A 26,154-nucleotide genomic window follows, 5' to 3' on the forward strand; every position below is an offset into this window, starting at 1 on the left:
GCATTGTTCAGGAGAAAGAGTGATGCAATATCAGGAACTGGCGGATGACATCGTTAGCGGTGTTGGCGGCAAAGAGAACATTATCAGCGTGATGCACTGCGCCACGCGTTTGCGCTTCAAGCTGAAAAACAGTCAAAAAGCGCAGACCGCCGCGTTAAAGGACAATCCCGGCGTGATCATGGTGGTGGAGAGCGGCGGCCAATATCAGGTGGTAATTGGCAATCAAGTCGCGGAAGTGTATCGCGAACTCACCGCGCGCCATGCGCTGGATAATCAGAACGAGGCCGCAGATAACGCTGCACCGCAAGGCCTGTTTGCACGCTTTATCGATTTGGTTTCCGGCATTTTTACCCCGTTTATCGGCGTGATGATCGCCACCGGCATCATCAAAGGGTTGCTGGCGTTGGCGCTGGTGCTCGGCTTGATGAGCGCCGACAGCGGCAGCTACAAAGTGCTGTTTGTTGCCAGCGATGGTTTGTTCTACTTCCTGCCGATTTTGCTCGGCTACAGCGCCGGTAAAAAATTCGGCGGCAATCCGTTTGTCAGCATGGCGATTGCCGCTGCGCTGGTGCATCCGATGATTCTCGAGGTGCTGCAACAGCAGCAGCAGGGCAATGCGCTGACGTTCATCGGCATCCCGCTCGAAGTGCTGAACTACAGCTCCTCAGTGATTCCGATTATCTTCGCGGCCTGGGTTTCCAGTTTGATTGAGCTCTGGGTGCATCCGCGTTCACCCAGCGCGGTGCGCAATTTCACTACGCCGTTGTGCTGCCTGTTGATCACCGTGCCACTGACGTTCCTGGCGATTGGTCCGGCGGCAACCTGGCTAAGCCGCATGCTGGCCGAAGGCTATCTGTGGATTTACAGCCTGAGCCCAATGATTGCGGGTGCGGTAATGGGCGCGATTTGGCAAGTGTGCGTGATCTTCGGTCTGCACTGGGGATTGGTGCCGATTATGCTCAATAACCTCGCTAACTTTGGTCATGACACGCTGCTGCCATTGCTGATGCCAGCGGTGCTGGGCCAGGCGGGCGCGACGCTGGGCATCTTCCTGCGAACTCGCGAAGCGAAACTCAAAGCGATGGCGGGATCGGCCTTTACCGCCAGCATCTTCGGCATCACCGAACCGGCGGTGTATGGCGTGACGCTGCCGCGTCGTCGTCCGTTTATCTTCGGCTGCATCGGTGGCGCATTGGGCGCGGCGATTCTCGGCTTCTGGCACACCACCATTTACTCCTTTGGTTTCCCGAGCGTGTTCACCTTTATTCAGGTGGTGCCGAGCAGCGGCATTGATGCCAGCGTGCTTGCGGCGTTTGCCGGTGCGGCGGTGGCTTTAGTGTTCGCTTGCGTGAGCACCTATCTGTTCGGTTTGACCGAGCCAGCAGCTGCAGTGGTTGCGCCGCCTGCGCCGGTTTCTCCGCCCACCAATCTTACGCGCCGCGAAAGCGTGGTCAGCCCGATGGCGGGCGATGTCATTCCGCTGGAGCAAGTTAAAGACGAAACCTTTGCCAGCGGTTTGCTCGGCAAAGGCGCGGCGATTATCCCGCAGAGTGGCCGCGTGGTTTCGCCGATCGATGGCGTGGTGTCGTCAATGTTCCGTACCGGCCATGCGATTGGCCTGACATCGGCGCAGGGCGCGGAAGTGCTGATCCACGTCGGCCTCGATACCGTGAAGCTCGATGGACAATATTTTTCTCCAAAAGTCGCCAACGATCAGCCGGTCAAAGTGGGCGATCTGCTGCTGGAGTTCGATCTCGATGCGATTAAAGCCGCAGGATTTGACCTCACCACGCCGGTGCTGGTGAGTAATAGCGATGATTTTGTGGATGTGTTAACCCTGAGCCGCACGGCCGTGAGCGAAGGCGCTCCGTTGTTGGCCGTGCTGAAATAATGAGGAGCAAGCAGATGACTAAACGTTTCCCGGACGGATTTTTATGGGGCGGCGCCGTGGCCGCCAACCAGGTTGAAGGCGCGTATCAGGAAGGTGGCAAAGGTTTATCGACGTCCGACCTGCAACCCAAAGGCATTTTCGGTGCGCGCGTCGAGCGCAGCGGTGACGATTTTGGCATCAAAGATACTGCCATCGATTTCTATAATCGCTTCCCGGAAGACATCAAACTGTTCGCCGAAATGGGCTTTACCGTGCTGCGTACCTCGATTGCCTGGACGCGCATCTTCCCGCAGGGCGATGAAGCGGAACCTAACGAAGCGGGCCTGGCCTATTACGATCGCCTGTTCGATGAGATGGCCAAATACAACATTACGCCGCTGGTGACGCTGTCGCATTATGAAATGCCGTATGGCTTGATCAAAAAGTACGGCGGCTGGGGCAATCGCATCACCATCGATTGCTTTGAACGCTATGCGCGCGCGGTGTTTACCCGCTTCCAGCACAAGGTGAAACTCTGGCTGACCTTTAACGAAATCAACATGTCGCTGCACGCGCCATTTACCGGCGTGGGGTTGGCGGAAGAGAGCGATCAGCAGGCAATTTATCAGGCGATTCACCATCAGCTGGTGGCGAGCGGTCGCGCGGTGAAAGCCTGCCATGAAATCGTTAAGGACGGCAAAATCGGCAACATGCTGCTGGGTGCGCTGCTCTATCCGCTGAGCTGCCGCCCGGCAGACGTGCTGGAAACCTTGCAGCAGAACCGCGAATGGCTATTCTTTGGCGATGTACAGGTGCGCGGCGCGTATCCGGCCTATATGAAACGCTTCTTTGCCGATCGCGGCATCAGCATCGAGATCACCGATGAAGATAAGCGCGACCTGCAAAATACCGTCGATTACATCTCTTTCAGCTATTACATGACCGGCTGCGTCACCACCAATGAAGAGGAGAACCAGAAAGCGCGCGGTAACATTCTCTCGATGGTGCCGAACCCGCACTTGCCGAGCTCCGATTGGGGTTGGCAGATCGATCCAGAAGGGCTGCGCATTCTGCTTAACATCCTGTATGACCGCTATCAGAAGCCGCTGTTTATCGTGGAAAACGGGCTTGGCGCTAAAGATGTGGTGGAAGCTGACGGGCAAATTAATGACGATTACCGTATTGAATATCTTAACGATCATCTGGTGCAGGTGCGTGAAGCGATTGAAGATGGCGTGGAGGTGATGGGTTATACCTGTTGGGGACCGATCGATCTGGTCAGCGCCTCAAAAGCCGAGTTCTCCAAACGTTATGGCTTTATCTACGTGGATCGCGATGATGCGGGCAACGGTACGCTGGCGCGTTCGCGTAAGAAGAGTTTCTTCTGGTATCAGGACGTGATTCGCAGCCATGGTGAAGCGTTGAAGTAAGTGGGTTGGTGGTCGCCATTAATGGCGACCCTACAAAGGATTGACGCGTTTTTTGTAGAGTGCGCATTGATGCGCACCTGGTTTACGCCTCGTCCGCATCATCCTGCAGCGCCAGCGTCTCTTTGCGTACCCGCTCAATATGAATGGTGAGGAACATGCGTTCCTCGCTGGAGAGTTCATACAGATATTTCTGCTGAATATGCTGGTCGATCTTCACCGCACATTGATAGGCGAGCGGATATTTGTCACGTACCACATCATGCAGAGATTCATCCTCGCTCCACACGCCGCGTTTGCCTAACATGCGCTGTGCAAAGAACTTCAAGTGGTTGACGAAGCGGTTGTAACTCAAGCTCTCGGTGCGGTAATCCAGCTGCAGGCGATACTTCACGATATGCAGGATCTCCTGCATAAATTGCGTGATGTGCGAAACATCGGCGAAATCACTGCCGAGCTGCGCATTCACCAGATGCAGCGCGATAAATCCGGCCTCATCTTCAGGTAACTCCACGCCCAGCCGTTTGTGAATCAGCGCCAGCGCTTCGATGCCCAATGAAAACTCTTTTGGATAGAGCGTTTTAATTTCCCACTTCAAGACGTTGCGAATCGGGATGCCTTGCTGATGGCGTTCGATTGCAAAATGGCAGTGATCGCACAGCGCAATAGAGAGACTTTCATGCAGCGGTTGGCCCAGCTGTTGACGCGCATTGGCTATGATCAGTTCGCTGGTGGTGATCACCTCAAGCGGGATATCCGACAGCAGTTCGCTGAGACGGCCCGTCAACGTATCACTTTGCAGCGCAAACACTTTTTCGATCTGCTGCGCATCCAGTTCGTCGCCGACGCGCTTTTGAAACGCCAAACCGCGTCCCATCACAACCTGTTCTTTGCCGTTGTCGCCCAGCACTACCGCGACATTGTTGTTGAGGATTTTCGCGATTTTCATTTTTATCTGCCCTGAAAATAAAAAACCTGACCCACCGGGAGGACGGCGTGTCAGGTTTTGCCTGCGCTGAACGCAGTAACAATCTCGCAAGATCATAATCGGCTGAGCTTTCCCGACAAGCACAGCGACAGTTAAATGTGAAATGCATCATGTTTCCAGCGCGATTAATCATTGGCGATCAGACGCTAACGACGCGGCATTTTATGTTTGTAAGGATAGCGTAAGGAAATGATCAGATTTTTATAAAGTTTGCGTTAAGGCTGCCGATAGTACCGTAACGTTAAATTAACAGGAGTTGCGTTCATGACTGGGATTTCAACATTAGGCGTCGGTTCAGGACTAGGTTTAAGCACCATCCTCGACAAACTGACTGCGGCAGAGAAGCAATCGCTGGCACCGATTTCTAAGCAACAATCGGCGGCGACCGCCAAGTTGTCTGCCTATGGCACGCTCAAAACCGCGATTCAGACTTTCCAGACGGCAAACAACAAATTAAACGATGCCGCCCTGTATACCTCGACGACCACAGCATCCAGCTCAACAGCGTTTAGCGCCGATTCCAACGGCAATGCGTTGGCGGGCAAATACACCATCAGCGTGCAGAAACTGGCGCAATCGCAAACGCTAACCAGCGACAGTAAAACCGATATTAAAGCGGCGATTGGCAGCGATGCAGCGTCCAGAACCATGAAATTTGTCACTGCAGAAGGTAAAGAGAAGAGCATTACGCTGACCAAAGATCAGACCTCGCTTTCGGCCATTCGTGACACCATCAACAAGTCCGACGTTGGTGTTACCGCCAGCCTGATTAAGGTTTCGGCCACTGAATACCGTTTGTCACTGACTTCATCTGCATCTGGCACCGGCAATGCGGTGAAATCGCTGAGCGTGACCGGCGATGATACCTTGCACGACTTTATCGGCTTTGATGCGACAGATGCTGGCAGCAGCGGCATGACGCAAAGCGTCGAGGCGCAGAACGCCAAGCTGACCGTGAATAATGTTGCGATTGAGAGCAGCAGCAACGTGATCACCGACGCAGTGGAAGGCATCACGCTAAAACTCAACGATGAAACCAGTGGCAACCAAACGCTGACGGTAAGCAGCGATACCAACAAGGCGAAAACCGCTATTACCGATTGGGTAAATGCCTATAACTCGCTGCAGGATACGATGGCGAGTTTGACCAAATATACGGCGGTGGACGCGGGTAAAGACCCGGATGGCAAAAATGGTGCGCTGCTTGGCGATGGCACATTGCGTAACATTCAGGTGCAGATGAAAAGCATTCTGGCCAACACTTCCGGTTCCAGTGTTTACAAAACGTTATCGCAGGCGGGCATTACTACAGATCCCACTAATGGCCAACTTAAGTTGGATGCCACCAAACTGACCAGTAGCCTGCAAGTAAAACCGGAAGCGATTCGAGACATGTTTGTTGGCGATGGAAAAAAAACCGGCGTCTCGACCGTGCTGAACACCACCTTCACCGCGTTCCTTAGCAGCAAAGGTGTGCTGCAGGGCGCGACGGATACCATCAGTAAAAAACTGAATACGCTGACCGATCAGTACAATACCGCCAGCAAACGTATCGATGACACTATCGCGCGTTATAAAAAGCAGTTCACCAATCTGGATAAGATGGTTAGCGTGCTGAATAACACCAGCAACTATCTTACCGAGCAGTTCAGTAATAGTACGAAGACTAATAAGTAAGCGTAAATCGGTCGCCATAAATGGCGACCCTACGGTAATTTGGCGGGTACGCGGAACGGGCCTTCGTAGGGTCGCCATTCATGGCGACCTCTATTTCAAACAAAAACCTTACTTTTTCTTATTCAACATCGACTTCAAATCGGCAAAAGGATTATAGGTGGCTTCACCGACATCTTTTTGTGCATCTTCCCCAGCCACAACCGTTGTGCCGTATTGATCCGCTTCGGTGTACTTCGAATGTTCATGGTCGTGACAATAAAGACACAACAACTCCCAGTTACTGCCATCTTCCGGATTATTGGTGTGGTCGTGATCGATGTGATGGACGGTTAATTCGCGCAGATTGGAATAGACAAATTCGCGCGAGCAGCGGCCGCATACCCACGGATAGATTTTTAATGCTTTTTCACGATAGCCGCTTTCCAGCCGCGTGTAGTTTTTAGGGATCAGAGCCATGCCGATGTTGCCTGTTAGAAGGAGATAAAGTGATATGTTATCCGCACAGCTCGCACCTGCCAATGATGTTTATCATCCCAGAGCATCCCTTCTAAAAAACCTCCTACACTAGGTTGTATCTACGCGGAAATAAAAGTCCGCCCGCCCCCGATCGATGGAAATTCGCTAATAAAATGATGCCCGTAAATGATCCTCCGTCAGCAAGCCGGATGCAGCGTATCGCTTTGACCATGATAATGGGAATGCTGGCAACGCTACCTGTGTGGACCAACAAAATTTATTATCGGGATGACCTTTACCGGATACTGGATGGGGATCGGTCGACATGGCTTAGCAACGGAAGACCGGGCACCTGGTTATTAGAGGCTTTGGTCTCTTTTGGTAATACGGTCAGCGACGTTTCTCCGCTTAATTTACTGCTCGGATTGCTGGCGCTTAGTGTTGCGGCTGTGTTCTTTACTGAAAAACTTAAAATTCCCCTGATTGGCTACTGGTCATTTGTGCCGCCGCTTTTTGTGGTGCTCAATCCCTTTCTGGCGCAGGGAATGCTGTATTCCTTTGACAGCCTCACCATTCTTTTGTCATTCGCGGGCGCGATGCTGGCAAGCATGGTGAACCGATCGAAGCCGTTTCAGGAGGTTATTTACACGGCGCTAATATTACTGCTGATTCAGACGCTCTATCAGCCAGGACTTAATGTCTATATTGCTTGCGTAGCGTTGCTGGCTATTTCACGGTTGAATAATGATCAATCTTCATGGACGTGGCTGGCCGGGAAAATAGTGGCGCTGGGCATTGCCATTCTGGTCTATAAACTGGCGATGAATTATTTATTGCCGGTTGAGATCGACTGGTACAGCAAGAAACACAGCAAACTGTTACTGCCCACTTCAGAGTCTTTGCCAGTCATCAATGAGACGATTAAAACGTTTAGTCGCCTTTTTCTCAGCGCCTATCCGCGCGGCCTGATGATATTTTTATTGTTGCCTTTGCTGATGCTTTTTTCAGGCATTATTGTGATGGCATACAACTTAAAACAGCAGCGGAAATTAACGGTAAGCGCGGCCATATTGATGTTTAGTGCAGGATTAATCGTCATTATGGCGATTCCCGGTCTTTCTTTGTCATTAGCCACTCCCTTATTTGCGCCACGCATGTTGGGCGCCTGCAGCATTACTTTCCTGTTCTGTTTCTACGTATCCGTGCACACTTTACCTGCAATAAGAAATTGGCTGGCGGGATTCAGTGTAATTTTGCTTTTTTATCATCTGGTGGTGATGTTAATCAGTTTCAACACGGTGGTGAATGACCAGCGTTACCAAATGGATGTGATGAATCAGATTAAAATCACGCTGTCGGCGCCTGGCGCACAATCGATTGATTCTCTGGCGTTTGTTGGTCAGCTGAATGATGCCCCTGAAGTACAAACTAATATTCGTAATTTCCCCATCATCGATCATATACGAATGAAAATGCTGGGTGAGTCTGAACCGTGGATTTGGCTGGCTTTGATTAAAAACGCTGGTTTGAGGTTGAAAGCGGTGAACGCAACCGAAGAGATGAGAGTCATTAAACCGCGTGAATATCTTTCGCAGGGACCGGATTTTGACGCCTTTCAGGATGGTCAAATGATGGTGATTGATTTCAGAAAGTCGGGTGGGCAGGTTAACAAATAATGATTCAGCTGCTCGGTACGGGAATGACTGTCATATCCCGGACCGAGTTTTGTATATGGTGCTATTTGGCCGCGTTATTTATTCAGCAGCTCTTTACGCACAATCTCCGCACCGGCGCTTAATGCATCCAGCTTGCCTCTTGCCACGCCGCGCGGCAAAGGAATCATGCCGCAGTTGGTGCAAGGATAGAGTTTGTCGGCGTCGACAAACTGCAGCGCTTTGCGCAGCGTCGCGGCAACTTCTTCAGGCGTTTCAATGGTATTGCTTGCCACGTCAATGGCACCAACCATCACTTTTTTGCCGCGAATCAGTTCCATCAATTCCATCGGCACATGCGAGTTTTGGCATTCCAGTGAGATGATATCGATATTCGACTTCTGCAGTTTAGGGAAGATCTCTTCATATTGACGCCACTCGGTGCCCAACGTCTTTTTCCAGTCGGTATTCGCTTTGATGCCATAACCGTAGCAAATATGCACAGCGGTTTCGCATTTCAGCCCTTCGATGGCTCTTTCCAGGGTAGCGATACCCCAATCATTCACTTCGTCGAAGAACACATTAAATGCCGGCTCATCAAACTGAATAATATCGACGCCCACCGCTTCTAACTCTTTGGCTTCTTCATTGAGAATTTTAGCGAATTCCCATGCCAGTTTTTCACGGCTTTTATAATGGTTGTCATAAAGCGTGTCGATCATGGTCATTGGACCCGGCAGCGCCCATTTAATTGGACGATCAGTTTGCTGGCGCAAAAACTTAGCATCTTCAACGAATACCGACTTTTGACGGCTTACCGGACCCACAACGGTTGGAACACTAGCATCATAACGATCGCGGATTTTAACGATCTCGCGCTTCTCAAAATCCACGCCGTTGAGATGTTCAATAAAGGTGGTAACAAAGTGCTGACGCGTTTGTTCGCCATCACTGACGATATCAATACCTGCCTGTTGTTGATCTTCCAGGCACAAACGCAGCGCATCTTGTTTACCGTCGATTAATTCCTGATCTTGCAATTTCCACGGCGACCACAATGTTTCAGGCTGAGCCAGCCACGATGGTTTTGGCAAACTACCAGCAGTGGAAGTCGGTAATAATTTTTTCATAGCAGGTGACCTTATATTTTTATGGGTGATCAAAGAACGGGAGTAGCAAACCATTGCTCAAGAATAGTTTGGTAAGGCTTAATAAAGCGCTCCTCCGTGAACTTCCCTTGTTCAACTGCCAAATGGCTACGTTCTTCTCGATCATAAACAATTCGCGTTAAAGAATAATCCTGATGATTTAAGCTTGGCTGATACTGATTACCGGCGGCCGAGTTAGCGTTGTAAATCTCAGGACGGTAAATCTTTTGGAACGTCTCCATGGTGCTGATGGTACCGATAAGCTCAAGATTGGTGTAATCACTGAGTAAATCGCCATGGAAATAGAAAGCCAATGGCGCTGCACTGTTTGCCGGCATGAAATAACGCGCCCGCAGGCCCATTTTTCCGAAATATTCATCAGTCAGTGAGAGTTCATCCTGCTGATATTCGATGCCCAGTACCGGATGTACATTACCGGTACGATAATAGGTGTTTTTACTTGATACGCTCAGGCAGATAACCGGTGCTTTATTGAAGTTAGCTTTGTATGCGTCTGAGTTAACGAAGTTTTTGAAGATATTCCCATGCAGATCGCCAAAGTTATCTGGCGTACGGAATTCAGTGTGACTCTTATTATGCTCTGACAATACAACGCTGAAATCATAATCACGCACGTAAGAAGAGAAGTTATTGCCTACAATCCCTTCGATGCGCTCATTGGTTTTTTTATCAACGATATTGGTTTTCAATATTTCAATGACTGGGAAGGTATTGCCATTGCCTTCAGCACCGAGATTCAGTTCAGCGGTAATAATCTCCAGTTCAACCGCATAACGATCGCTTTTCGGGTTGTCCCAATGCGCCAGAGAATTGAAGCGGTTATCAATCATCACCAACGCGTTGCGCAGATTTTCCTGACGCTTCTCACCTCGTGCCAGATTCGCAAAGTTGGTGGTGATGCGTGTATTGCCAGAAGGATTGTAATTTTCGTCGAAACGAAGGCTCTTAACCGTAAAAGTAAAGGCGTTATTCATTTTAGTCTGCTGTCCTGGTTATAAATATAAGGCCTTGCTGTAGCTGGATTTTTAGGCTTTCCCCATGTTCTTATCGGGTACTCTCAATCAGCAAGCTTCATATTATTTTAAGTTATTAACGATGGTACTTTTATGCCTGAGTCACTGGTTGAAAAAAAGTGATTTAATTTCATCGAACATGAAGGAATTTCATGATGAGAGTGAGGATGAAGATCGTGCGCTTAGCGGTTAGCCCGTGCGGTCTGGCACAGACTTCATCATTGCAGGTATACTCTTCCCAAATTTTTTAACGGGTCAGACACGAAAATGGCAAAACTCACCTTACAAGAGCAAATGCTGAAAGCAGGCTTAGTCAGCAGCAAAAAAATGGACAAGGTCCAACGAACCGCTAAAAAATCACGCGTTCAGGCTCGTGAGGCCAGAGAAGCGGTGGAAGAGAACAAAAAGGCGCAGCTTGAGCGTGATAAGCAGCTGAGTGAACAGCAAAAACAGGCGACTTTAGCTAAAGAGTATAAAGCGCAGGTGAAGCAGCTGATCGAAATGAATAAAATCGATATTTCAAAAGGCAATATTGGTTTTAATTTCACCGACAATAATCTGATCAAAAAAATCGACGTGGATAAGCTGACCCAGACGCAGCTGATTAATGGCCGCCTTGCCATCGCACGACTGAGCGTGGATAGCAATGGCGAGAGTCAATACGCGATTATTCCTGCCAGCGTTGCGGATAAAATTGCACAGCGAGATGCGAGCAGTATCGTATTGAACAGTGCGCTGAGTCAGGAAGAGCAGGATGAAGACGATCCGTACGCTGATTTCAAAGTGCCAGATGATTTGATGTGGTAATCAAAACGCCGGTTGCGCTGTCAGAATGGGCAGGCATTGCTGACGTTTACAGACTCACCGCTTACCGGATGAATAAAATTCAACTCGCTGGCGTGTAACATCAATCGCGGCGTTTGTTCGCTTCCTGGCAGCAAGCGCCCGCCATACAGATCGCAACCCAAAATCGGATGGCCCAACTGCTGGCAGTGAATGCGCAGTTGATGGGTGCGTCCCGTTTCTGGCGTGAGTTCTACCCGCGTTAATGGCAGCATCCCTTCATGCGTGCGCTCAATCACTCGATAACGTGAGCGAGCAGGCTTGCCATTGACTGCGCAAATCGTCATCAGCGGAAACAGCACCGGATCTTTAGCAATTGGCGCGTCGATCACACCTTCATCATCAGCCAGATGCCCACACAACAGCGCGCGATAAATCTTGGTCACGCTGCGCTGGCTGAACTGCTGGCACAATGCGGCGTTAATCGACTTGTTGCGGGCAATCACCATTAACCCCGAAGTACCGAAATCCAGCCGATGCACCAGCGTACAGCCGGGGAACAGCTTTACTAACCGATGATGCACTGAATCGAGATTGAGCGGATTTTTCCCCGACAGGCTGAGCAAGCCAGCAGGCTTATTGATTAGCAGCAGATGTTCATCCTGATAGAGAATCTCAATTTCGTCATCGCATGGCGGGGCAATAAAGTGATCGATAATGGTAGACATCAAAACGCCCGGCTGAGGAAGGGAGGCGGATAATAGCGAATTTTCAACTAGCTGGCGAATCTGGCGGATAAGCACTCGCATAGCCAAAAATTATCGTCCAGACTTACAGCAAAGACGTGGTCTGCGCAGGCAATGTGCTTTACACTGCGCGCTGAAAAAACTGAGTAGATAACGATTAGGTAGGCGGCAATGGCGATGAACGGAACGATCACAACCTGGTTTCAGGATAAAGGTTTTGGATTTATCAAAGATGAAAATGGCGATAACCGCTATTTCCATGTGATTAAGGTCGCTAACCCTGAGCTGATCAAGAAAGATGCTGCGGTGACATTCGAGCCGACAACCAATAACAAGGGTTTGTCAGCCTATGCAGTGAAAGTCTCACCCGAAAGCAAATATATCTATATTGCAGGTGAGCGTCTTAAGCTTACGTCGATCAAGTCTTACGTGGTTTACAGCGAAGAAGTGCCGGTTGAGACGCGTATTGATAAAGAGAATACCGTGCTGTCTGTTGGTATTTTGATGAATAGCATCAAGCCGAAAACAGATGCTAAGCCGGATGAAGTCCGCTCACTGAAAAAACTGGCGATTACCACTTTTCAGGGAACAACCTTAATTTTCACGGCAGATGAAATCGATATTGATGCCACTGTGAAAATGCTGAAGGTCTGAGAATATTTGGATTTTGTGCCGAAATCCTGCGCTTTATATATGCAGGATTACGGCATCAATTAGGTTGCGATAAATCTCTTTTCAATAATTTCACTTCCGGCTTTAGGCTGTTGGCCTCTCATTCCATGCATCGGTGTATTGAATGTTGCCATCAACATATTTCCACGTGATCTTCGCATAACGAAGCGCAACGCTTTCCATATGTCCGGTTCCAGGACAATTACGCGTATCATGCATGATCGGCGATATGGATATGACCTTTACATCTTCCATTAATATATTGAAGTACTCTTCTTCTTGACCAGCGTCACTGATTCGATACCACTTAATTTCAGCCTCCTTTAACGTCTGACCCGTTGCCACCGCTTTATATAAATAAGGGGATGCGGAATCAATTTCTTTTTCGAACATAAACGGAGCATGTTGCCGCGTCCCTGTTAGCTTCCCAGTGTTGTTGTCGGTTGGAATAGAGAGAAGATGCTGCACACCACGTAATTCAATGCTGCCCTCACGATGCATGACATCTGAACCGCCTCTGATGACCGCTCCGCCATCATCTTTGATAAACATGTGAACAGGTATAGCCATTTGAATCTCCTTAGTTAGTCGTACAACCAACGCCCAGCCTTTGCCGATTCCGCGAACATACGGACAGTTAGTGGCTTCACGGTTTGTTGTATGGATTCCTTCGAAAAGTATTTTCGGAAAACTGTTTCTGTTTTCCAGGGATAATAAGCATCAAAATTTATTACTGTTGTATCGACATTATATTTTTTTCCAAAATCCTCAATCGCATAAGGTAACTCATCCCATCCGGCATAGCCCTGAAGAGGAGTATCAAATTCAATCGGAATGGGTTTTAATCTCCATGTGGTCATAAGAGAAAGCTCTTCTCGGAAAAAGTCTAATACATGTTGTTCATCTACCATACTCGATCTTCTTCTCTGACGATCATGTTATAGGTTGATACTGTTTTATAAACTATTTGAGCGACATCATTTGTCAGTAATGCCCATCCTACAACAGGAACAGTACGACCAACAAAAGCACCAAGATTGTTGGTCCACATAGGCTTGAGTAACTTAATGCTAGTGTTAGTAAATGTTGGCAAGGGGCGGGGTAATTTCACGTTCAACAATTGACGTGAATATTTAGAAGCAATTGAAGTGCCAGGCGTAGCATTGCCGGGCTTACCTCGTGTACTAAGAAGAGGAAGACCAAGAATAATGCTGCTCACCGCAACAATGTTATTTATGCCGCCAACATGCTCATCAATTTTTTCCAACAATATCCAAAAAAATAACTCGCCAGCCGAAACATTGCTGACTCCTTTGTAGAAGTACGTCCCATTAAGCTGCTCAACCGTATCCATAATCATCCTCCCTGAATGACAGGTAGCCAGATTACAGCGGGATAAACGCTAATTTTTGTTCAAAAGAGAGGAGTGGAACGACTAATAGCGGAGTAGATATTGAAAAGTTTGCCAGGCAAATGAAGATAGGTCGCCATGAATGGCGACCCTACATTGCCGTAGGGTGCGCATTCATGCGCACCGGCTAAAACACCTTAAAAACTCTGCCAATCTGCGTCATTCACCACCGCAACGCGCGATGGCTTAACGTATGAAGCCTTATGTACCACAGCCTGCGTCTGATTAACCTCGCCTGCACCCGCAACATGGAATTTACCCACCAGCTGATTCAGATTCCCGGCCTGCTCCTGCAGCGACTGCGAAGCGGCAGAAGCTTCTTCCACCAGCGCGGCGTTCTGCTGCGTGACATCGTCCATCTGATTCACCGCTTGCTGCACCTGCACAATGCCCTGGCTCTGCTCAACGGCGGCGGCGGCAATCTCTTCCACCAGCTGGCTCACCTGATGAATGGCATCATTCATTACGCTCATATTGCGGCCCACGTCGCTGGCCTGCGCGGCACCGGCTTCGGTCAAACGATGGGACTCTTCAATCAGCGTCTTGATTTCACGCGCGGCGGTGGTGGAACGCTGCGATAAGTTACGCACTTCACCAGCGACCACGGCGAATCCTTTGCCATGTTCCCCGGCACGCGCGGCTTCAACAGCAGCATTGAGCGCCAGGATATTGGTCTGGAAAGCAATGCCTTCAATGATCGAGACAATTTCGGTCACTTTGCGCGAGCTACCACGAATGTTATCCATGGTTGAAAGCATGGTGGTCAGTGATGTGCTGCTTTTCTCCGATAATCCGCTGGCGTTAGCAGCAAGCTGACTCGCCTGGCGCGTGTTATCGGCGGTTTGACGTACCGTTTCGCTCAGCTCAGTCATGCTAGCGGCGGTTTGTTCCAATGATGCCGCCTGCTGTTCTGTACGTGATGAAAGATCTTCATTGCCTGCGGTGATCTGCACCGATGCGCTGCTAACCGATTGTGACGCCTGACGCACGGACGAGAGGGCGCCTGATACGCGATCCATTAGGATGTTAAACGAGTGCGCCATGTTGCCCACTTCATCACGACGACTTTCATCCGCCTTCAAGGTTAAATCGAGGTTCTCGCTGGCCGCCATCATCACCTTGCCCGCCGCAGACAAACTGCGACGAATGCGCAGTACGGTGAACAGCGACAGCACACCAAAAATCAGCACGGTCGCGATAACGCCAGCAATGGTGGTCCACAGCACCGAATGGAAGGTGCTGCGGTTGGTGGCGCGCAGTTCATCGCCGATGGTGATATTCAGCTGCAGCTGTTTTTGATAATCACTAATCAGCTGTCGAATTGCGGCACCGATGCCGGTTTGTCCGTTGATCAGATCCAGACTGATGTCATTCTGATGGGCGCGTGATGCCGCTAAGAAAGGCGGAAGCGCGGCAATGACATGCTCAATATTGGTGTAAGCAACTTCCGTTAAGCGCTTATCTTCATCATTGGAGATATCGTTAGCCATGTAGTAATCGGTTTGTGATTTCAAGTCCGCCAGCTGTTTTTGGATCTCATTCTCAATCGCCGGCATTTTACTGTCGTCGGTCTGGCTTTTGTGTTTGTACAGCGTTAACGCCAGCTGGTTACTGCCATCAATCAGTTTTCCCAGATCTTTGATCGAGGGAATCGCATTGGCCTGTACGTATTCAAAACGATCCTGAAAACCTGAAAGCAGAGAAATGGCGAGTACAGCTTGTAGGATGATGGCAGCAAACAGTATGGAAAAGGTGGCAAACAGACGTTGGGAGATGTTCATTTTATTATCCTTAATCTTAAGGCATCCCGGCTTTGGCAGCACAGGGTAGAGGGCAGATTAATAACCATCGGCAGTTTGAGGAAATTAGTTAATTTTTTTATCGATGATTTATGCCTTCGGTTATTTATCACACCAATTATTAACATCATCCCACACTGATGACTGATTCAGATGCGTGATAAGTAATGGACTACAAGACTCGGCTTGCTCTCCGATATTTTCCTACAGACCTGCTCTTTATCATTTCAGCAATGGTTAAAAATTGCTGGGTATAGAGAGAGTAAATCCTATGAATAAAGTATTTCGTGTGATCTGGAATGCCGCGATGCAGCGTTTTGTTGTCGCTTCGGAACTGGCTAAAGGAAAAGTTAAATCAAGCTCCTCAGCTGTTACGGCAGGAAGCTCAAACAATAAAGCGTTCGCTGTTTCTGGTGTTGCTCTGGCACTGGCCTTAGCCTCTCCGTCTGTATTTGCCGTATCAATTATCGCAAATGGTGCAACCCTGACTTATGACGGTCAGAACATTACCGCGACAGGTTCAGGTGAGTTCGCGCGCGGATTGAGTGCCACTAACAATGGTGTAATTAATTTCAGCAACGGTAGCGTCACCACCACTGCTGCCGCTGGCTTTGGTGCCTTCGTCGATACCAATGCCACTATCAAACTGGACAACACCACGATCAATACTGCGGGCACTAACGCACAAGGTATCTATGCCAAAGGCGCGGGTAGCGTAACCGGCGATGGTGTGCATATCACCACCAGCGGTACAACCGCCTATGGTATTCAAACCAGTAATGGTTCTGTGAGCCTGGCGAATAGCTCCGTGGCAACCACAGGTGCGAATGCCACCGGCATTGTCGCTGCGGGTACAACAGGAAATGTGACTCTCACGGATAGCACCATTAAGACTGCAGCAAATGGTGCGCAAGGTATCTATGTCAAAGATGGTGCTACTGTATCGGGCGACGGTGTGCACATCACCACTAACGGCAATACCGCTTATGGATTACAAAACGTCAATAGCTACGTGACGCTGACTAACAGCTCAGTCAACACAGCAGGAGAAGGTGCTATTGGTGTGGTTAGTACGGGAGCCGCTGGCAATACCACCATCAGTGACAGCCTCATCCATACGGCAGGTGATACCGCACATGCGCTCTTTGCTTCAGGCGGCGCTCAGATGACGGTGAATAACAGCGAGATTACCGCTGAAGGTCACTTTTCAAATGGCGCTAAAGCGTCAGGTGCAGGCAGCGTTCTGAACGTTAATAACAGCAACATCACTACGTCAGGGGCTTCAGCTGAAGCGGTGTTAGCTTACGGTGGCGGCACGGTTAATCTGACCAACACCAATATCTTCACCGATCGCGTCAACTCTTATGGTCTTCGTGCCAATGGCGGTAATGCCGTGGTTAATTATGATGGTGGCAGCGTAACGACGACGGGAGGAACTTCAACGGTTCAGGCAATTAATGGGGGGGCATTAAATATCAATAACGCCACTCTCAGTGGTGGAGCGACAACTGTTTACGGCTATTCCAATGGCGCAAGTAATATCGACAACGTGATAATTAATAATGATGGGTCACAAGCTAAAGTTGCGGCGGGGATTTATGCAAATGGAGCAGGTACAACATTCAACGCGAAAAATGTCCAGGTAAATACCACAGGAACCAATGTTAACGGCATTCAGTTAGTCGGGGTTCATTCAACGCTGGATAATGTGGAAATAAACAGTGCAGTCAGAGGTGGCGGTCTTCAGGCATACGGGGGAAGTAATATTGTCGCAAAGAATTTGCGCGTGAATATTGAAAGCCAGGACGCACTGGATATGTCGACTGGCCTTACCATGGGCTCGGCTGCAGGTGATAATAACGTAGAGATGAGTAATTCTCAGATCGCTATGCAGGGTGCGAACAGCACAGCTTTAATGTTCAAGTCAGACGCTATCAGCAATAACACTCTGTCTCTGACCGACAGTGCTGTCACTTCGCCTGAAGGCACCGCGATGTTGGTAACGGGAACGGCGAACACTCAGGTAACGACATCAGGCACCTTGTTAACCGGCGCAACGCTGTTATCCGCAGGTGCTGGCAATACTGCCGGTGTGCTGAGCAATGTCGAACTGACCGGCGATAACGGCTCGGTATTCAACGGTGATGTGGTGATTGATCGCGCCAACACCGCGAAAAACATCATCAACCTCGACAACAATTCCGTGTGGAACGGGGCGACGAGTTCACTGGAAACGCTGAATGTCTCAAACGGCAGCGCCTGGAATGTCAGCAAAAGCTCCGCCGTCGATAATCTGACGCTGGATAACGGCACCCTGAACATGACGGCGCCGGGTACCGGTTACAGCGAAGTCACGGTTGGCAATCTGACCAGTAATAACGGCACGCTCGATTTCAAAACCCATTTAGGTGATGACGCGTCAGTCACGGACGATCTCATTATTAGCGGCGATTACACCGGTAACAGCAAAGTTGTGGTGCAGAATGCGGGCGGCACAGGCGCGCCAACCATTAACGGCATCGAACTGATTCGTGTCGATGGCAACGTCAACGGTACCTTTGCTCAGCAGGGGCGTATTGTGGCGGGCGCTTACGATTATCATTTAGTGCAAGATGGCAACAAATGGGTGCTGCGTGATGATGTGGTCGGCGGCGTAGGTGGCGACACTGGCGCTCCGGTGGTGGGTGACGGTTCAGGCGCACCAATCGGAAGTGGTTCTGGAGCAGTACCGGTTAAAGGCAAACCGATTACGCGTCCGGAAACCGGCAGCTACGCAGCCAACCTTGCGGCAGCGAACACGCTGTTCACCACTTCGCTGGATGATCGCTTAGGCGAGACGCACTACATCGGCGCAGATGGTAAGAAACACGCTACCAGCCTGTGGCTGCGTAACGCAGGTGGACACACGCGCTTCAGCGATAGTTCCGGCCAGCTGAAAACCACCGGCAACCGTTATGTGATGCAGTTAGGCGGCGATATTGCCCAGTGGAGCAGCAACGGTGCGGACCGCTTCCACCTTGGCGTCATGGGCGGCTACGCAAATGCGCAAAGTAACACGCACTCCAACGTAACGGGTTACACGTCGAAAGGTCAGGTGCACGGTTACAGCACCGGCGTTTACGCGACCTGGTTGCAGGATAATGCTGACAAGACTGGTGCGTATGTTGACAGCTGGATGCTCTACAACTGGTTCGATAACAGCGTGAAGGGTGATGGCATCGCGGAAGAGAGCTACAAATCCAAAGGCATTACCGCCTCTGTTGAAGCTGGCTACGCCTTCAAAGTTGCGGAGATGAGCGAGCGTTCCAGCTTCTATCTGCAACCGAAAGCGCAGGCAACCTGGATGGGCGTGAAAGCGGATGACCATAAAGAGCACAACGGCACGCGCGTGGTCGGTGAAGGTGATAACAACGTGCAAACGCGTCTGGGTGTGCGCGCCTATATCAAAGGCCACAACGCCATTGATGATGGCAAAAACCGCACCTTCGAACCGTTTATCGAAGCCAACTGGGTTCATAACACCGAAAGCTACGGCAGCAGCATGAATGGCGTCAGCGTTCAGCAAGCCGGCGCGCGTAACCTCGGCGAAGTGAAAGTGGGTGTCGATGCCAAGCTGAATCAAACCGTCAATCTGTGGGGCAATATTGGTCAGCAGATGGGGGATAAAGGTTACAGCGATACCAGCGCGATGGTGGGCGTGAAGGTTAATTTCTGATTGGTTGGGTAGCAGGTCGCCATGAATGGCGACCCTACGAGAACAATTACCAGGTGCGCATTTATGCGCACCTGATCATTATGGCCTGCGGAATAACGCCAGACTGCGGCCTTCCAGCTCGAAATCCTTCTCTTTAGTAATCACCAATCCCTTCTCAACGCCTTCTGAAGTCGAAAGCTCCAGCACCCAGCCGCCTTCACCAAACTGCGGAATACGGAACGGCACGTTGCCTTCGTACGGATTAAACAGCATCAACACATCATGCCAGATACCTTCCTCCGTCTCTAAATCCGGGCGACCGAGATACACCCCGAGCGTGGTGCCATCATCCCATTGATCGGCCTGCTGGAAGCCGCCACCGGCGTTAAACCATTTGATTTCCATACCATCGCGCCAGCTCTCACGTCGCAGCAACGGCTGTTTGGCTCTTAACGCCAGAACATGCCGGGTAAAGTCGCGCAGCGCATCAGCGGAAGGTGGAAGGTTTTCCCAATGCAGCCATGAAATTTCGCTGTCCTGACAGTAGCCGTTGTTGTTGCCAAGCTGGCTACGACCAAACTCATCGCCCGCCAACAGCATCGGCGTGCCGTGCGAGAACAGCAGCGTGGCGAGGAAGTTGCGTTTCTGCCGTTCGCGCACCGCATTGATGCCTTCATCGTCCGTCGGGCCTTCCGCGCCGTAGTTGTATGAACGGTTCTCATTATGGCCATCGTTATTGTCTTCGCCGTTGGCTTCGTTGTGTTTCTCGTTGTACGACACCAAATCGTTCAGCGTGAAGCCATCATGCGCGGTAAGGAAGTTGATGCTGGCCCACGGACGGCGGCCGCGCTGATCGTAGAGATCGCCGGAACCAAGCAGGCGCGCGGCGAAATCATTCGTGACCATGTCACCTTTCCAGTACTCACGCACCGTATCGCGATATTTATCGTTCCACTCCGCCCAGCCTGGCGGGAAGCCGCCAACCTGATAGCCGCCCGGCCCGATATCCCACGGCTCACCAATCAGCTTCAACCTGGACAGCACCGGATCCTGCATGATGGCATCGAAGAAGCCACCGCGCTGGTCAAAGCCTTCCGGCTCGCGTCCCAGCACGGTGCCGAGATCGAAGCGGAAGCCATCAACGTGCATCGATTCTGCCCAATAACGCAGCGAATCCAGGATCATCTGCAGCACGCGCGGATGCGAGGTATTCACGGTGTTGCCGGTGCCGGTATCGTTGATGTAGTAGCGATGCTGATCCGGCAGCGTGCGGTAATAGGAGTAGTTATCGATGCCTTTAAACGACAAAGTTGGACCGAGTTCATTACCCTCGGCGGTGTGGTTATAGACCACATCAAGAATCACTTCGATACCGGCATCGTGGAAGGCGCGCACCATATCGCGGAAGCCCTGAATGCCGCGCGGACCAAAGTAGCGCGTGGCCGGGGCGAAGAACGCCAGCGTGTTGTAGCCCCAGAAATTTTTCAGACCGCGATCCAGCAGATGCTGATCGTCCGGGAAACCGTGCACCGGCAGTAGCTCCACGGTGGTTACGCCGAGGCTTTTGATGTAATCGATCGAAGCCTGATTGCTTAAACCATCGTAAGTGCCGCGCATCTCTTCGGGCACCGCCGGATTGAGCTGGCTGAAGCCTTTCACGTGCGCTTCATAAATCACCGTTTTCGACCACGGAATATTCGGGCGATTGGCATCCTGCCAGTCGAATTCATTGGGATCGATGACGACGCATTTCGGCGTAAACGGCGCGCTGTCGCGGGTATCGAAACTCAAATCCTTCTCGTCATCGTGCAGGTCATACGCGAAGTGCGACTCATCCCACTGCAGTTCGCCCGCCAGTTCGCGCGCGTAAGGGTCGAGCAACAGTTTGTTGGGATTAAAGCGATGACCATTTTCCGGCTCGTACGGGCCGTGCACGCGATAACCATAGAGCGCGCCAGGCTGCAAGCCGGGAATATAGCCGTGCCACACTTCATGGGTATATTCCGGCAAATCGAAGCGGGCGATTTCGTTTTCGCCACTCTCATCGTACAAACACAGCTCTACGCGCTCAGCGCAGGCCGAAAACAGTGCAAAGTTCACGCCCTGGCCATCATAGTTAGCGCCAAGCACTTGTCCCGAACCTGCTGTAATTTCTAGAGGCTTACTTGTCATCCATTATTCTCCACACAGATTAATCGGGTAATGCATCAGCTGCTTAGCAGCACCAACGGCGCACTCGAGGCCGCCTCATCCAGCGCGATGTAATCGCCGATCGCCAAGCTTGCGCCTGTCCATAAGTTGCGATAGTGGCGATGGGCGAGTGATTCGGTCAGTTCTACTTCGGTTTGCGTCCATTGTGCGTTGTCGAAACTCAGGCGCGGCAGGATCACCAGCAGTGCGTGGTCGCTATCCTGACGCGCAAAGGCGATAACTTTCTCCTGATGTTCACCGCTAACCTGTAGCGGCTGATAATCACCTACGCGGAACAACTGCGGATAATCGCGGCGCAGATGCAGAAGGCGGGCAATCACCTGTTGTTTTAGCTTGCCGCTCAGCCAGTTTTGCGCGTCGTTGAAATCGGGAGATTCAGACTCTTCAAGCTGCTGTTCCAGCAATGCAAAGTCCGGTGTGCGGCGGTTGTCGGGATCGACCAAGCTGAAATCCAGCGCTTCGCTGCCCTGATAGATATCCGGCACGCCCGGCGCGGTGAGTTTGATCACCGTTTGCGTCAGGCTGTTGATCAGTCCGGCCTGGATAAATGGCTGCAACGCGTGGCTGAAGTCGCTGAGGAACAGCTGATTAGCCGGTGAAAGCAGATGGCGTGCGTAATCCAGCACCGCCTTTTCGTAGGCTTCATTACTTTCTGCCCAATCGGTACGCAGCTTGGCTTCGCGTAATGCTTTTTCGACAAAGGGGATAAAGCGTTCTTCGAGTTGGCTGGCATCCTGCGGCTGCAAGGTGGTCGGCCACACGCCGGCTAACGCCTGATACAGCATCCATTCCACCGCCGGTTCCGGTGCGGCGCCATCTTCCAGCTCAACCACCTTCGCCTGATTAATCTGCCGCCAGCGCGTCACGTGTTCCGCCCACAGCGCAGGCGCTTCACTCAGCGTGTACAGCCGCGCACGCGCATCTTCGCCACGCTTGGTGTCGTGGGTTGAAGTGGAAGAGATGCCATCGGGTTGTTGTTGCAGCCGCGTTTGCATCTCGCTGTGGAAATGCGCCAGCGAGAAAGCATGCGGTAGCGGCTCTGCGCCAACTTCATTGATGGCTAACGCTACGTGATTGCGGAAGAACAGCGTGTCTTCCACCGACTTCGCCATTAGCGGTCCGGTCAGTTGCTGGAAGCGCACGCGGAATTCATGTGCATCTTTATCGCTCTCTTCGGAAACCGCGCCCAGCAGCATTGCCTGCAGCAAACTTAGCGCCGTCGGCGACGCGCTGTTTTTCACGATTTCCAGCACCTGTTGCAGCAGCTCTTCACCTTCCAGCGGCATACCGTCCTGCTGGCCGTAAGTGCGATACACCGGGAAGGCAATGAGGATTTCCCGCAGCGCGACGTGCAGCTCCGCTTCACCGAGGTTGCGATGTTCGGAAGCGGCAATCTGCGTCGCCAGCTTGAGTAAACGTGCAAACTCACCGGCGAAATTGCGATCGACCATTAATTCACGCGCCACGCGCAGTCCGCCCTCAACATCGTTACGTTGTCCGGTGATGGCTTCATAGGCCAGATGCAGCGTATCGATCTGCGAATCATCGACCAGCGCGTGCGACAGCGCGGCAATAAATTCGTAGCCGGTGGTGCCGGAAATCGGCCAGTCGTCAGGGATCTGTTCCCCTTCAGCGAGGATCTTTTCCACCGTGATGTAGCAATCCGGGCCGGTGGCCTGACGCAGCTGGCGCAAGTAACCTTGCGGATCGGCAAGGCCATCAACGTGATCGACGCGTAATCCGCTGACCGCGCCCGAGCGCACCAGCTCAAGAATCAGCTGGTGGGAATCGGCAAACACCGCTTCATCCTCAACGCGCACGCCGACTAAACCGGTGATCTCAAAGAAGCGGCGATAAGAGAGCTCGCTGCGTGCATCGCGCCAGCTGATCAAGCGCCACGGCTGCTGATCATGCAGTTCGGCAATCGCTTTGGCATCGGTGATCGCCAGCACCTCGTCGGCGCGATCCTGCCAGCTGGCGGGTGTCAGCGGGTAAAAGCTTTCGTAATAGGCCAGCGCTGGATGGCCGGTTTCCGGATGCGCTTTGATGCTCAGCTCACCGTTTTCCAGAACGTTCTCGAAGCTGTCGCCGAGAAACGGCAGCGTCAGGCGGCGCGTCCAGTCAATGTCAAAGTGATTGGCATAGCGGCTGCTCTCGCCATACTCAATCACATCGCGCCACCATGCGTTCTCCAGCGAAGCCGCCATATGGTTTGGCACGATGTCGAGAATCAAGCCGATTTCCGCGTCCTGCAACGCTTCAACCAGACGATTGAAGCCGTCACGCCCACCAATTGCCGGTTCGATTTCATTGGCATCGGTCACATCGTAACCGTGAGTGGATTCGGCGGTGGCGCTGAAAATCGGCGACGCGTAAAGATGGCTGATGCCAAGACGTTGCAGATAGGGCACCAGCGCCGCAGCGCGATCAAACGTCATGCCGTTGCGAAACTGAATGCGGTACGTCGCGGTTGGAATGCTCATTTTGTTGCTCCCTGATCCAAACGCACCACAATGGTGTGTTGGGGTAATGCTTCAGTTTCTTGCGGCCAGGCGAAAATCGTGCGGCCTGGCATGGTGGGTAAAGGTTGCGTCAGCTTGCCGATATTCAGCGCCAGCGACAGCACGCCCTGCGGGAAACGCCAGCTGACGGCAACAAAGCCTTCAGCGGTGGCGAGCACCTTGCCGCTGTTGCCGCCCGCATCCGCCAGCAGCGGCACGATGTGTTGCTGACGCAGCGCCAGCAACTCGCGCGTTAACGCCAGCCAGCTCTGGCCCGCAGGCGTTTGCAGCTTATTCCAGTCAAGTTTCGAGCGGATGAAGGTCTGCTCCGCGTTAGGATCCGGCACTTCTTCGTCATGCCCGGCGTGACCGGTGAACTCCTTCGCGCGACCTTCACGCACCGCTTTAGCCAAATCGCCGTGGAAATCGGTGAAGAACAGGAAGGGATTGGTTTCGCCATACTCTTCGCCCATAAACATCAGCGGAATGTGCGGCGACAGCAGCAGCGTCGCCAGCAGCACTTTGGTGCGATCGCTGCCCGCCAGGCTGATCAAGCGATCGCCCTGCGCGCGGTTACCGACCTGATCGTGGTTCTGGATGAAATCAACGAACGCCACCGGCGGCTGGCTGGCGCTCGGCACGCCGCGCCGTTGCCCACTCTGCGGCGACAGCTCGCCCTGATAAGCAAAGCCTTCGGTCAGCACGCGCGCCACGAGTTTCTCTGGCACGTCGGCGAAATCTTCGTAATAGGCGTGGGTTTCACCGGTGGCGAATACGTGCACCGCGTTGTGGAAATCATCGTTCCACTCGCCAGTAAACAGCGGCGCGTTGCCCTGTTTATCACGCGGATGCAGGAAGATGACGTTGCGGCAATCTTCAGTGGTGAGATGGATAGGGTGCTCGGGAATCGCTTGACGGATGCATTCGGCAATCTCAATCAAGGCATGCTTGCTAGAGCTGTCTTCGATCTGATCGATGGCATCAAAACGCAGCCCATCCAGATTAAACTCCTGCAGCCAGTAGAGCGGCGCTTCGACGATGTAGCGCCGCACTGCATCGACATCATAAGCAATGCCCGCGCCCCACGGCGTCATGCGTTCCTGATGGAAAAATTCCGGCGCCAGCAGCGGCAGATAGTTGCCTTCCGGGCCAAAGTGGTTGAGCACAATATCCAGCACCACCGACAAACCGTGCGCGTGCGCGGCATCGATAAAGGCTTTGAAATCATCCGGCGATCCGTAAGCCGCATGCGGAGCGTAGAGCAACACGCCGTCGTAGCCCCAACCGCGATTGCCGCCAAACTGTGAAACCGGCAGCACTTCCAGCTGCGTGATGCCCAACTCGGCCAGCCACGGCAGCCTGGCTATCGCCGCCTGGAAAGTGCCTTCTGGCGTAAAGGTGCCGATGTGCAGCTCATACACCACCGTTTCACGCCACGGACGACCTTGCCACTCGGTGTGCTGCCAGCGATAGCTTTGCGGATCGATAACCAGCGAAGGACCGTTGACGTCAGCCTTTTGCGCGCGCGCGGCGGGATCGGGCACCACCGTGCCATCGTCCAGCACAAAGTTATACTCTGCGCCGGGCGTCACGCCGCTGACCTGCAGTTCAAACCAACCGTCGCCCGCGTCAATCATGGCCGAATCATGGTCGGCAACTCTTAAGGTGATGTGCTGCTGTCCGGGTGCCCAAACACGAAAACGGACGCTGTCATCAGCAAGAATTTCAGCGCCCCAGGATTTTTCAAATGATCTGAATTCCATTCAATTGCCTCGTTTAGCCCACGCAGGGGCAATGGACGACATCAAGCGATTCGCTACTGGCTGAAAACGATATAAAAATGGGGACTAACGTTGGGTCGGACTACAGATCATAGTCGATATTTTCGCCTTTTCTGGCGCGAGAAGGTGGATTTCAGGTGGGTTTCGGAAATTATCGAATAAGCGGGGGATTTTTACGCTTCGGTTAGATGGGGTCTCCATTAATGGCGACCCTACAAACTGCGCCGGACTCTCACAAGGTCGCCATAAATGGCGACCCTACAAAATCACCCGTAGGGTCGCCATTCATGGCGACCTCTGTGGA

General features: G+C 51.8%; 19 protein-coding genes. 7 read left to right on the plus strand and 12 right to left on the minus strand.

Going from position 1 to position 26,154, the window contains the following annotated elements; genetic code table 11:
- Nucleotides 1-22 precede the first annotated feature (22 nt).
- Both bglF and VIJ98_RS20775 read left to right on the plus strand, forming a co-directional pair.
- Nucleotides 23-1,891, plus strand: coding sequence for a PTS beta-glucoside transporter subunit IIABC (bglF, locus tag VIJ98_RS20770; RefSeq protein ID WP_323271324.1), 1,869 nt, complete (start codon nt 23-25; stop codon nt 1,889-1,891).
- Between the two features lie 14 nt (nt 1,892-1,905).
- Complete coding sequence (locus VIJ98_RS20775; protein ID WP_323271325.1) at nt 1,906-3,300, plus strand: 6-phospho-beta-glucosidase; 1,395 nt, start codon at nt 1,906-1,908, stop codon at nt 3,298-3,300.
- Between the two features lie 82 nt (nt 3,301-3,382).
- Here the strand turns inward: VIJ98_RS20775 and licT are convergent, their stop codons facing one another.
- Nucleotides 3,383-4,246, minus strand: coding sequence for a BglG family transcription antiterminator LicT (licT, locus tag VIJ98_RS20780; protein WP_323271326.1), 864 nt, complete (start codon nt 4,244-4,246; stop codon nt 3,383-3,385).
- A 303-nt stretch (nt 4,247-4,549) separates the two neighbouring features.
- Between licT and fliD the strand changes: the two genes are divergently transcribed.
- A complete protein-coding gene (fliD, locus tag VIJ98_RS20785; RefSeq protein ID WP_323271327.1) occupies nt 4,550-5,962 on the plus strand; it encodes a flagellar filament capping protein FliD in 1,413 nt (470 codons plus the stop codon).
- A 108-nt stretch (nt 5,963-6,070) separates the two neighbouring features.
- Here the strand turns inward: fliD and yajD are convergent, their stop codons facing one another.
- On the minus strand, nt 6,071-6,418 hold the full coding sequence (gene yajD / locus VIJ98_RS20790; RefSeq protein WP_034460453.1) for an HNH nuclease YajD: 348 nt from the start codon (nt 6,416-6,418) through the stop codon (nt 6,071-6,073).
- A 209-nt stretch (nt 6,419-6,627) separates the two neighbouring features.
- On the opposite strand from yajD, the gene VIJ98_RS20795 reads away from it, so the two are divergent.
- Nucleotides 6,628-8,094, plus strand: a complete 1,467-nt coding sequence (locus VIJ98_RS20795; protein WP_323271328.1) for a glucosyltransferase domain-containing protein — start codon at nt 6,628-6,630, stop codon at nt 8,092-8,094.
- 74 nt (nt 8,095-8,168) lie between these two features.
- Here the strand turns inward: VIJ98_RS20795 and VIJ98_RS20800 are convergent, their stop codons facing one another.
- A complete protein-coding gene (locus VIJ98_RS20800; RefSeq protein WP_154156751.1) occupies nt 8,169-9,200 on the minus strand; it encodes a methionine synthase in 1,032 nt (343 codons plus the stop codon).
- Nucleotides 9,201-9,229: 29 nt separating this feature from the next.
- The gene (locus tag VIJ98_RS20805; RefSeq protein WP_008106329.1) at nt 9,230-10,213 is read right to left on the minus strand and encodes a DUF1852 domain-containing protein; all 984 of its coding nucleotides are present in this window, start codon (nt 10,211-10,213) and stop codon (nt 9,230-9,232) included.
- 306 nt (nt 10,214-10,519) lie between these two features.
- On the opposite strand from VIJ98_RS20805, the gene VIJ98_RS20810 reads away from it, so the two are divergent.
- Nucleotides 10,520-11,059, plus strand: a complete 540-nt coding sequence (locus VIJ98_RS20810; protein ID WP_154156752.1) for a DUF2058 domain-containing protein — start codon at nt 10,520-10,522, stop codon at nt 11,057-11,059.
- 20 nt (nt 11,060-11,079) lie between these two features.
- Here the strand turns inward: VIJ98_RS20810 and VIJ98_RS20815 are convergent, their stop codons facing one another.
- Nucleotides 11,080-11,763, minus strand: a complete 684-nt coding sequence (locus tag VIJ98_RS20815; RefSeq protein WP_323271329.1) for an RluA family pseudouridine synthase — start codon at nt 11,761-11,763, stop codon at nt 11,080-11,082.
- A 189-nt stretch (nt 11,764-11,952) separates the two neighbouring features.
- On the opposite strand from VIJ98_RS20815, the gene VIJ98_RS20820 reads away from it, so the two are divergent.
- Nucleotides 11,953-12,435, plus strand: a complete 483-nt coding sequence (locus VIJ98_RS20820) for a cold-shock protein (RefSeq protein WP_154156754.1) — start codon at nt 11,953-11,955, stop codon at nt 12,433-12,435.
- A 102-nt stretch (nt 12,436-12,537) separates the two neighbouring features.
- On the opposite strand, the gene VIJ98_RS20825 is transcribed toward VIJ98_RS20820, so the two are convergent.
- From VIJ98_RS20825 to VIJ98_RS20840, 4 genes are all read right to left on the minus strand, one after another.
- Entirely contained in the window at nt 12,538-13,023 is a 486-nt protein-coding gene (locus VIJ98_RS20825; protein ID WP_154194349.1) for a type VI secretion system tube protein TssD, read from the minus strand.
- 14 nt (nt 13,024-13,037) lie between these two features.
- Nucleotides 13,038-13,364, minus strand: a complete 327-nt coding sequence (locus VIJ98_RS20830) for a DUF1493 family protein (RefSeq protein WP_323271330.1) — start codon at nt 13,362-13,364, stop codon at nt 13,038-13,040.
- A complete protein-coding gene (locus tag VIJ98_RS20835; protein WP_154194353.1) occupies nt 13,358-13,807 on the minus strand; it encodes an STM2901 family protein in 450 nt (149 codons plus the stop codon). The genes VIJ98_RS20830 and VIJ98_RS20835 overlap by 7 nt, the downstream gene beginning before the upstream one ends.
- Nucleotides 13,808-14,001: 194 nt before the next feature.
- On the minus strand, nt 14,002-15,645 hold the full coding sequence (locus VIJ98_RS20840) for a methyl-accepting chemotaxis protein (protein WP_323271331.1): 1,644 nt from the start codon (nt 15,643-15,645) through the stop codon (nt 14,002-14,004).
- Nucleotides 15,646-15,934: 289 nt separating this feature from the next.
- Here VIJ98_RS20840 and VIJ98_RS20845 point away from each other — a divergent pair, with 289 nt between their 5' ends.
- A complete protein-coding gene (locus tag VIJ98_RS20845) occupies nt 15,935-19,378 on the plus strand; it encodes an autotransporter outer membrane beta-barrel domain-containing protein (protein ID WP_323271332.1) in 3,444 nt (1,147 codons plus the stop codon).
- A gap of 78 nt (nt 19,379-19,456) precedes the next feature.
- Here VIJ98_RS20845 and glgX read toward each other — a convergent pair whose 3' ends face one another.
- Genes glgX through treZ form a run of 3 tightly spaced genes read right to left on the minus strand, consistent with a single transcriptional unit; the run spans nt 19,457 to nt 25,832 of the window.
- Nucleotides 19,457-21,529 carry a glycogen debranching protein GlgX gene (gene glgX / locus VIJ98_RS20850; protein ID WP_323271333.1) on the minus strand — a complete coding sequence of 691 codons (2,073 nt, stop codon included), beginning with the start codon at nt 21,527-21,529 and terminating at the stop codon, nt 19,457-19,459.
- 35 nt (nt 21,530-21,564) lie between these two features.
- A complete protein-coding gene (treY, locus tag VIJ98_RS20855; RefSeq protein ID WP_154156757.1) occupies nt 21,565-24,051 on the minus strand; it encodes a malto-oligosyltrehalose synthase in 2,487 nt (828 codons plus the stop codon).
- On the minus strand, nt 24,048-25,832 hold the full coding sequence (gene treZ, locus VIJ98_RS20860; protein ID WP_323271334.1) for a malto-oligosyltrehalose trehalohydrolase: 1,785 nt from the start codon (nt 25,830-25,832) through the stop codon (nt 24,048-24,050). The genes treY and treZ overlap by 4 nt, the downstream gene beginning before the upstream one ends.
- Nucleotides 25,833-26,154: the final 322 nt, after the last annotated feature.

Source organism: Pantoea sp. S18 (assembly GCF_045689705.1).
Lineage (GTDB): Bacteria > Pseudomonadota > Gammaproteobacteria > Enterobacterales > Enterobacteriaceae > Pantoea > Pantoea symbiotica.

What these genes read in the sequence shown, in the direction of transcription:
- bglF (WP_323271324.1), top strand. Translation starts at nt 23, where the DNA reads ATGCAATATCAGGAACTGGCGGATGACATCGTTAGCGGTGTTGGCGGC.
- VIJ98_RS20775 (WP_323271325.1), top strand. Translation starts at nt 1,906, where the DNA reads ATGACTAAACGTTTCCCGGACGGATTTTTATGGGGCGGCGCCGTGGCC.
- licT (WP_323271326.1), bottom strand. Translation starts at nt 4,246, where the DNA reads ATGAAAATCGCGAAAATCCTCAACAACAATGTCGCGGTAGTGCTGGGC.
- fliD (WP_323271327.1), top strand. Translation starts at nt 4,550, where the DNA reads ATGACTGGGATTTCAACATTAGGCGTCGGTTCAGGACTAGGTTTAAGC.
- yajD (WP_034460453.1), bottom strand. Translation starts at nt 6,418, where the DNA reads ATGGCTCTGATCCCTAAAAACTACACGCGGCTGGAAAGCGGCTATCGT.
- VIJ98_RS20795 (WP_323271328.1), top strand. Translation starts at nt 6,628, where the DNA reads ATGCAGCGTATCGCTTTGACCATGATAATGGGAATGCTGGCAACGCTA.
- VIJ98_RS20800 (WP_154156751.1), bottom strand. Translation starts at nt 9,200, where the DNA reads ATGAAAAAATTATTACCGACTTCCACTGCTGGTAGTTTGCCAAAACCA.
- VIJ98_RS20805 (WP_008106329.1), bottom strand. Translation starts at nt 10,213, where the DNA reads ATGAATAACGCCTTTACTTTTACGGTTAAGAGCCTTCGTTTCGACGAA.
- VIJ98_RS20810 (WP_154156752.1), top strand. Translation starts at nt 10,520, where the DNA reads ATGGCAAAACTCACCTTACAAGAGCAAATGCTGAAAGCAGGCTTAGTC.
- VIJ98_RS20815 (WP_323271329.1), bottom strand. Translation starts at nt 11,763, where the DNA reads ATGTCTACCATTATCGATCACTTTATTGCCCCGCCATGCGATGACGAA.
- VIJ98_RS20820 (WP_154156754.1), top strand. Translation starts at nt 11,953, where the DNA reads ATGGCGATGAACGGAACGATCACAACCTGGTTTCAGGATAAAGGTTTT.
- VIJ98_RS20825 (WP_154194349.1), bottom strand. Translation starts at nt 13,023, where the DNA reads ATGGCTATACCTGTTCACATGTTTATCAAAGATGATGGCGGAGCGGTC.
- VIJ98_RS20830 (WP_323271330.1), bottom strand. Translation starts at nt 13,364, where the DNA reads ATGGTAGATGAACAACATGTATTAGACTTTTTCCGAGAAGAGCTTTCT.
- VIJ98_RS20835 (WP_154194353.1), bottom strand. Translation starts at nt 13,807, where the DNA reads ATGGATACGGTTGAGCAGCTTAATGGGACGTACTTCTACAAAGGAGTC.
- VIJ98_RS20840 (WP_323271331.1), bottom strand. Translation starts at nt 15,645, where the DNA reads ATGAACATCTCCCAACGTCTGTTTGCCACCTTTTCCATACTGTTTGCT.
- VIJ98_RS20845 (WP_323271332.1), top strand. Translation starts at nt 15,935, where the DNA reads ATGAATAAAGTATTTCGTGTGATCTGGAATGCCGCGATGCAGCGTTTT.
- glgX (WP_323271333.1), bottom strand. Translation starts at nt 21,529, where the DNA reads ATGACAAGTAAGCCTCTAGAAATTACAGCAGGTTCGGGACAAGTGCTT.
- treY (WP_154156757.1), bottom strand. Translation starts at nt 24,051, where the DNA reads ATGAGCATTCCAACCGCGACGTACCGCATTCAGTTTCGCAACGGCATG.
- treZ (WP_323271334.1), bottom strand. Translation starts at nt 25,832, where the DNA reads ATGGAATTCAGATCATTTGAAAAATCCTGGGGCGCTGAAATTCTTGCT.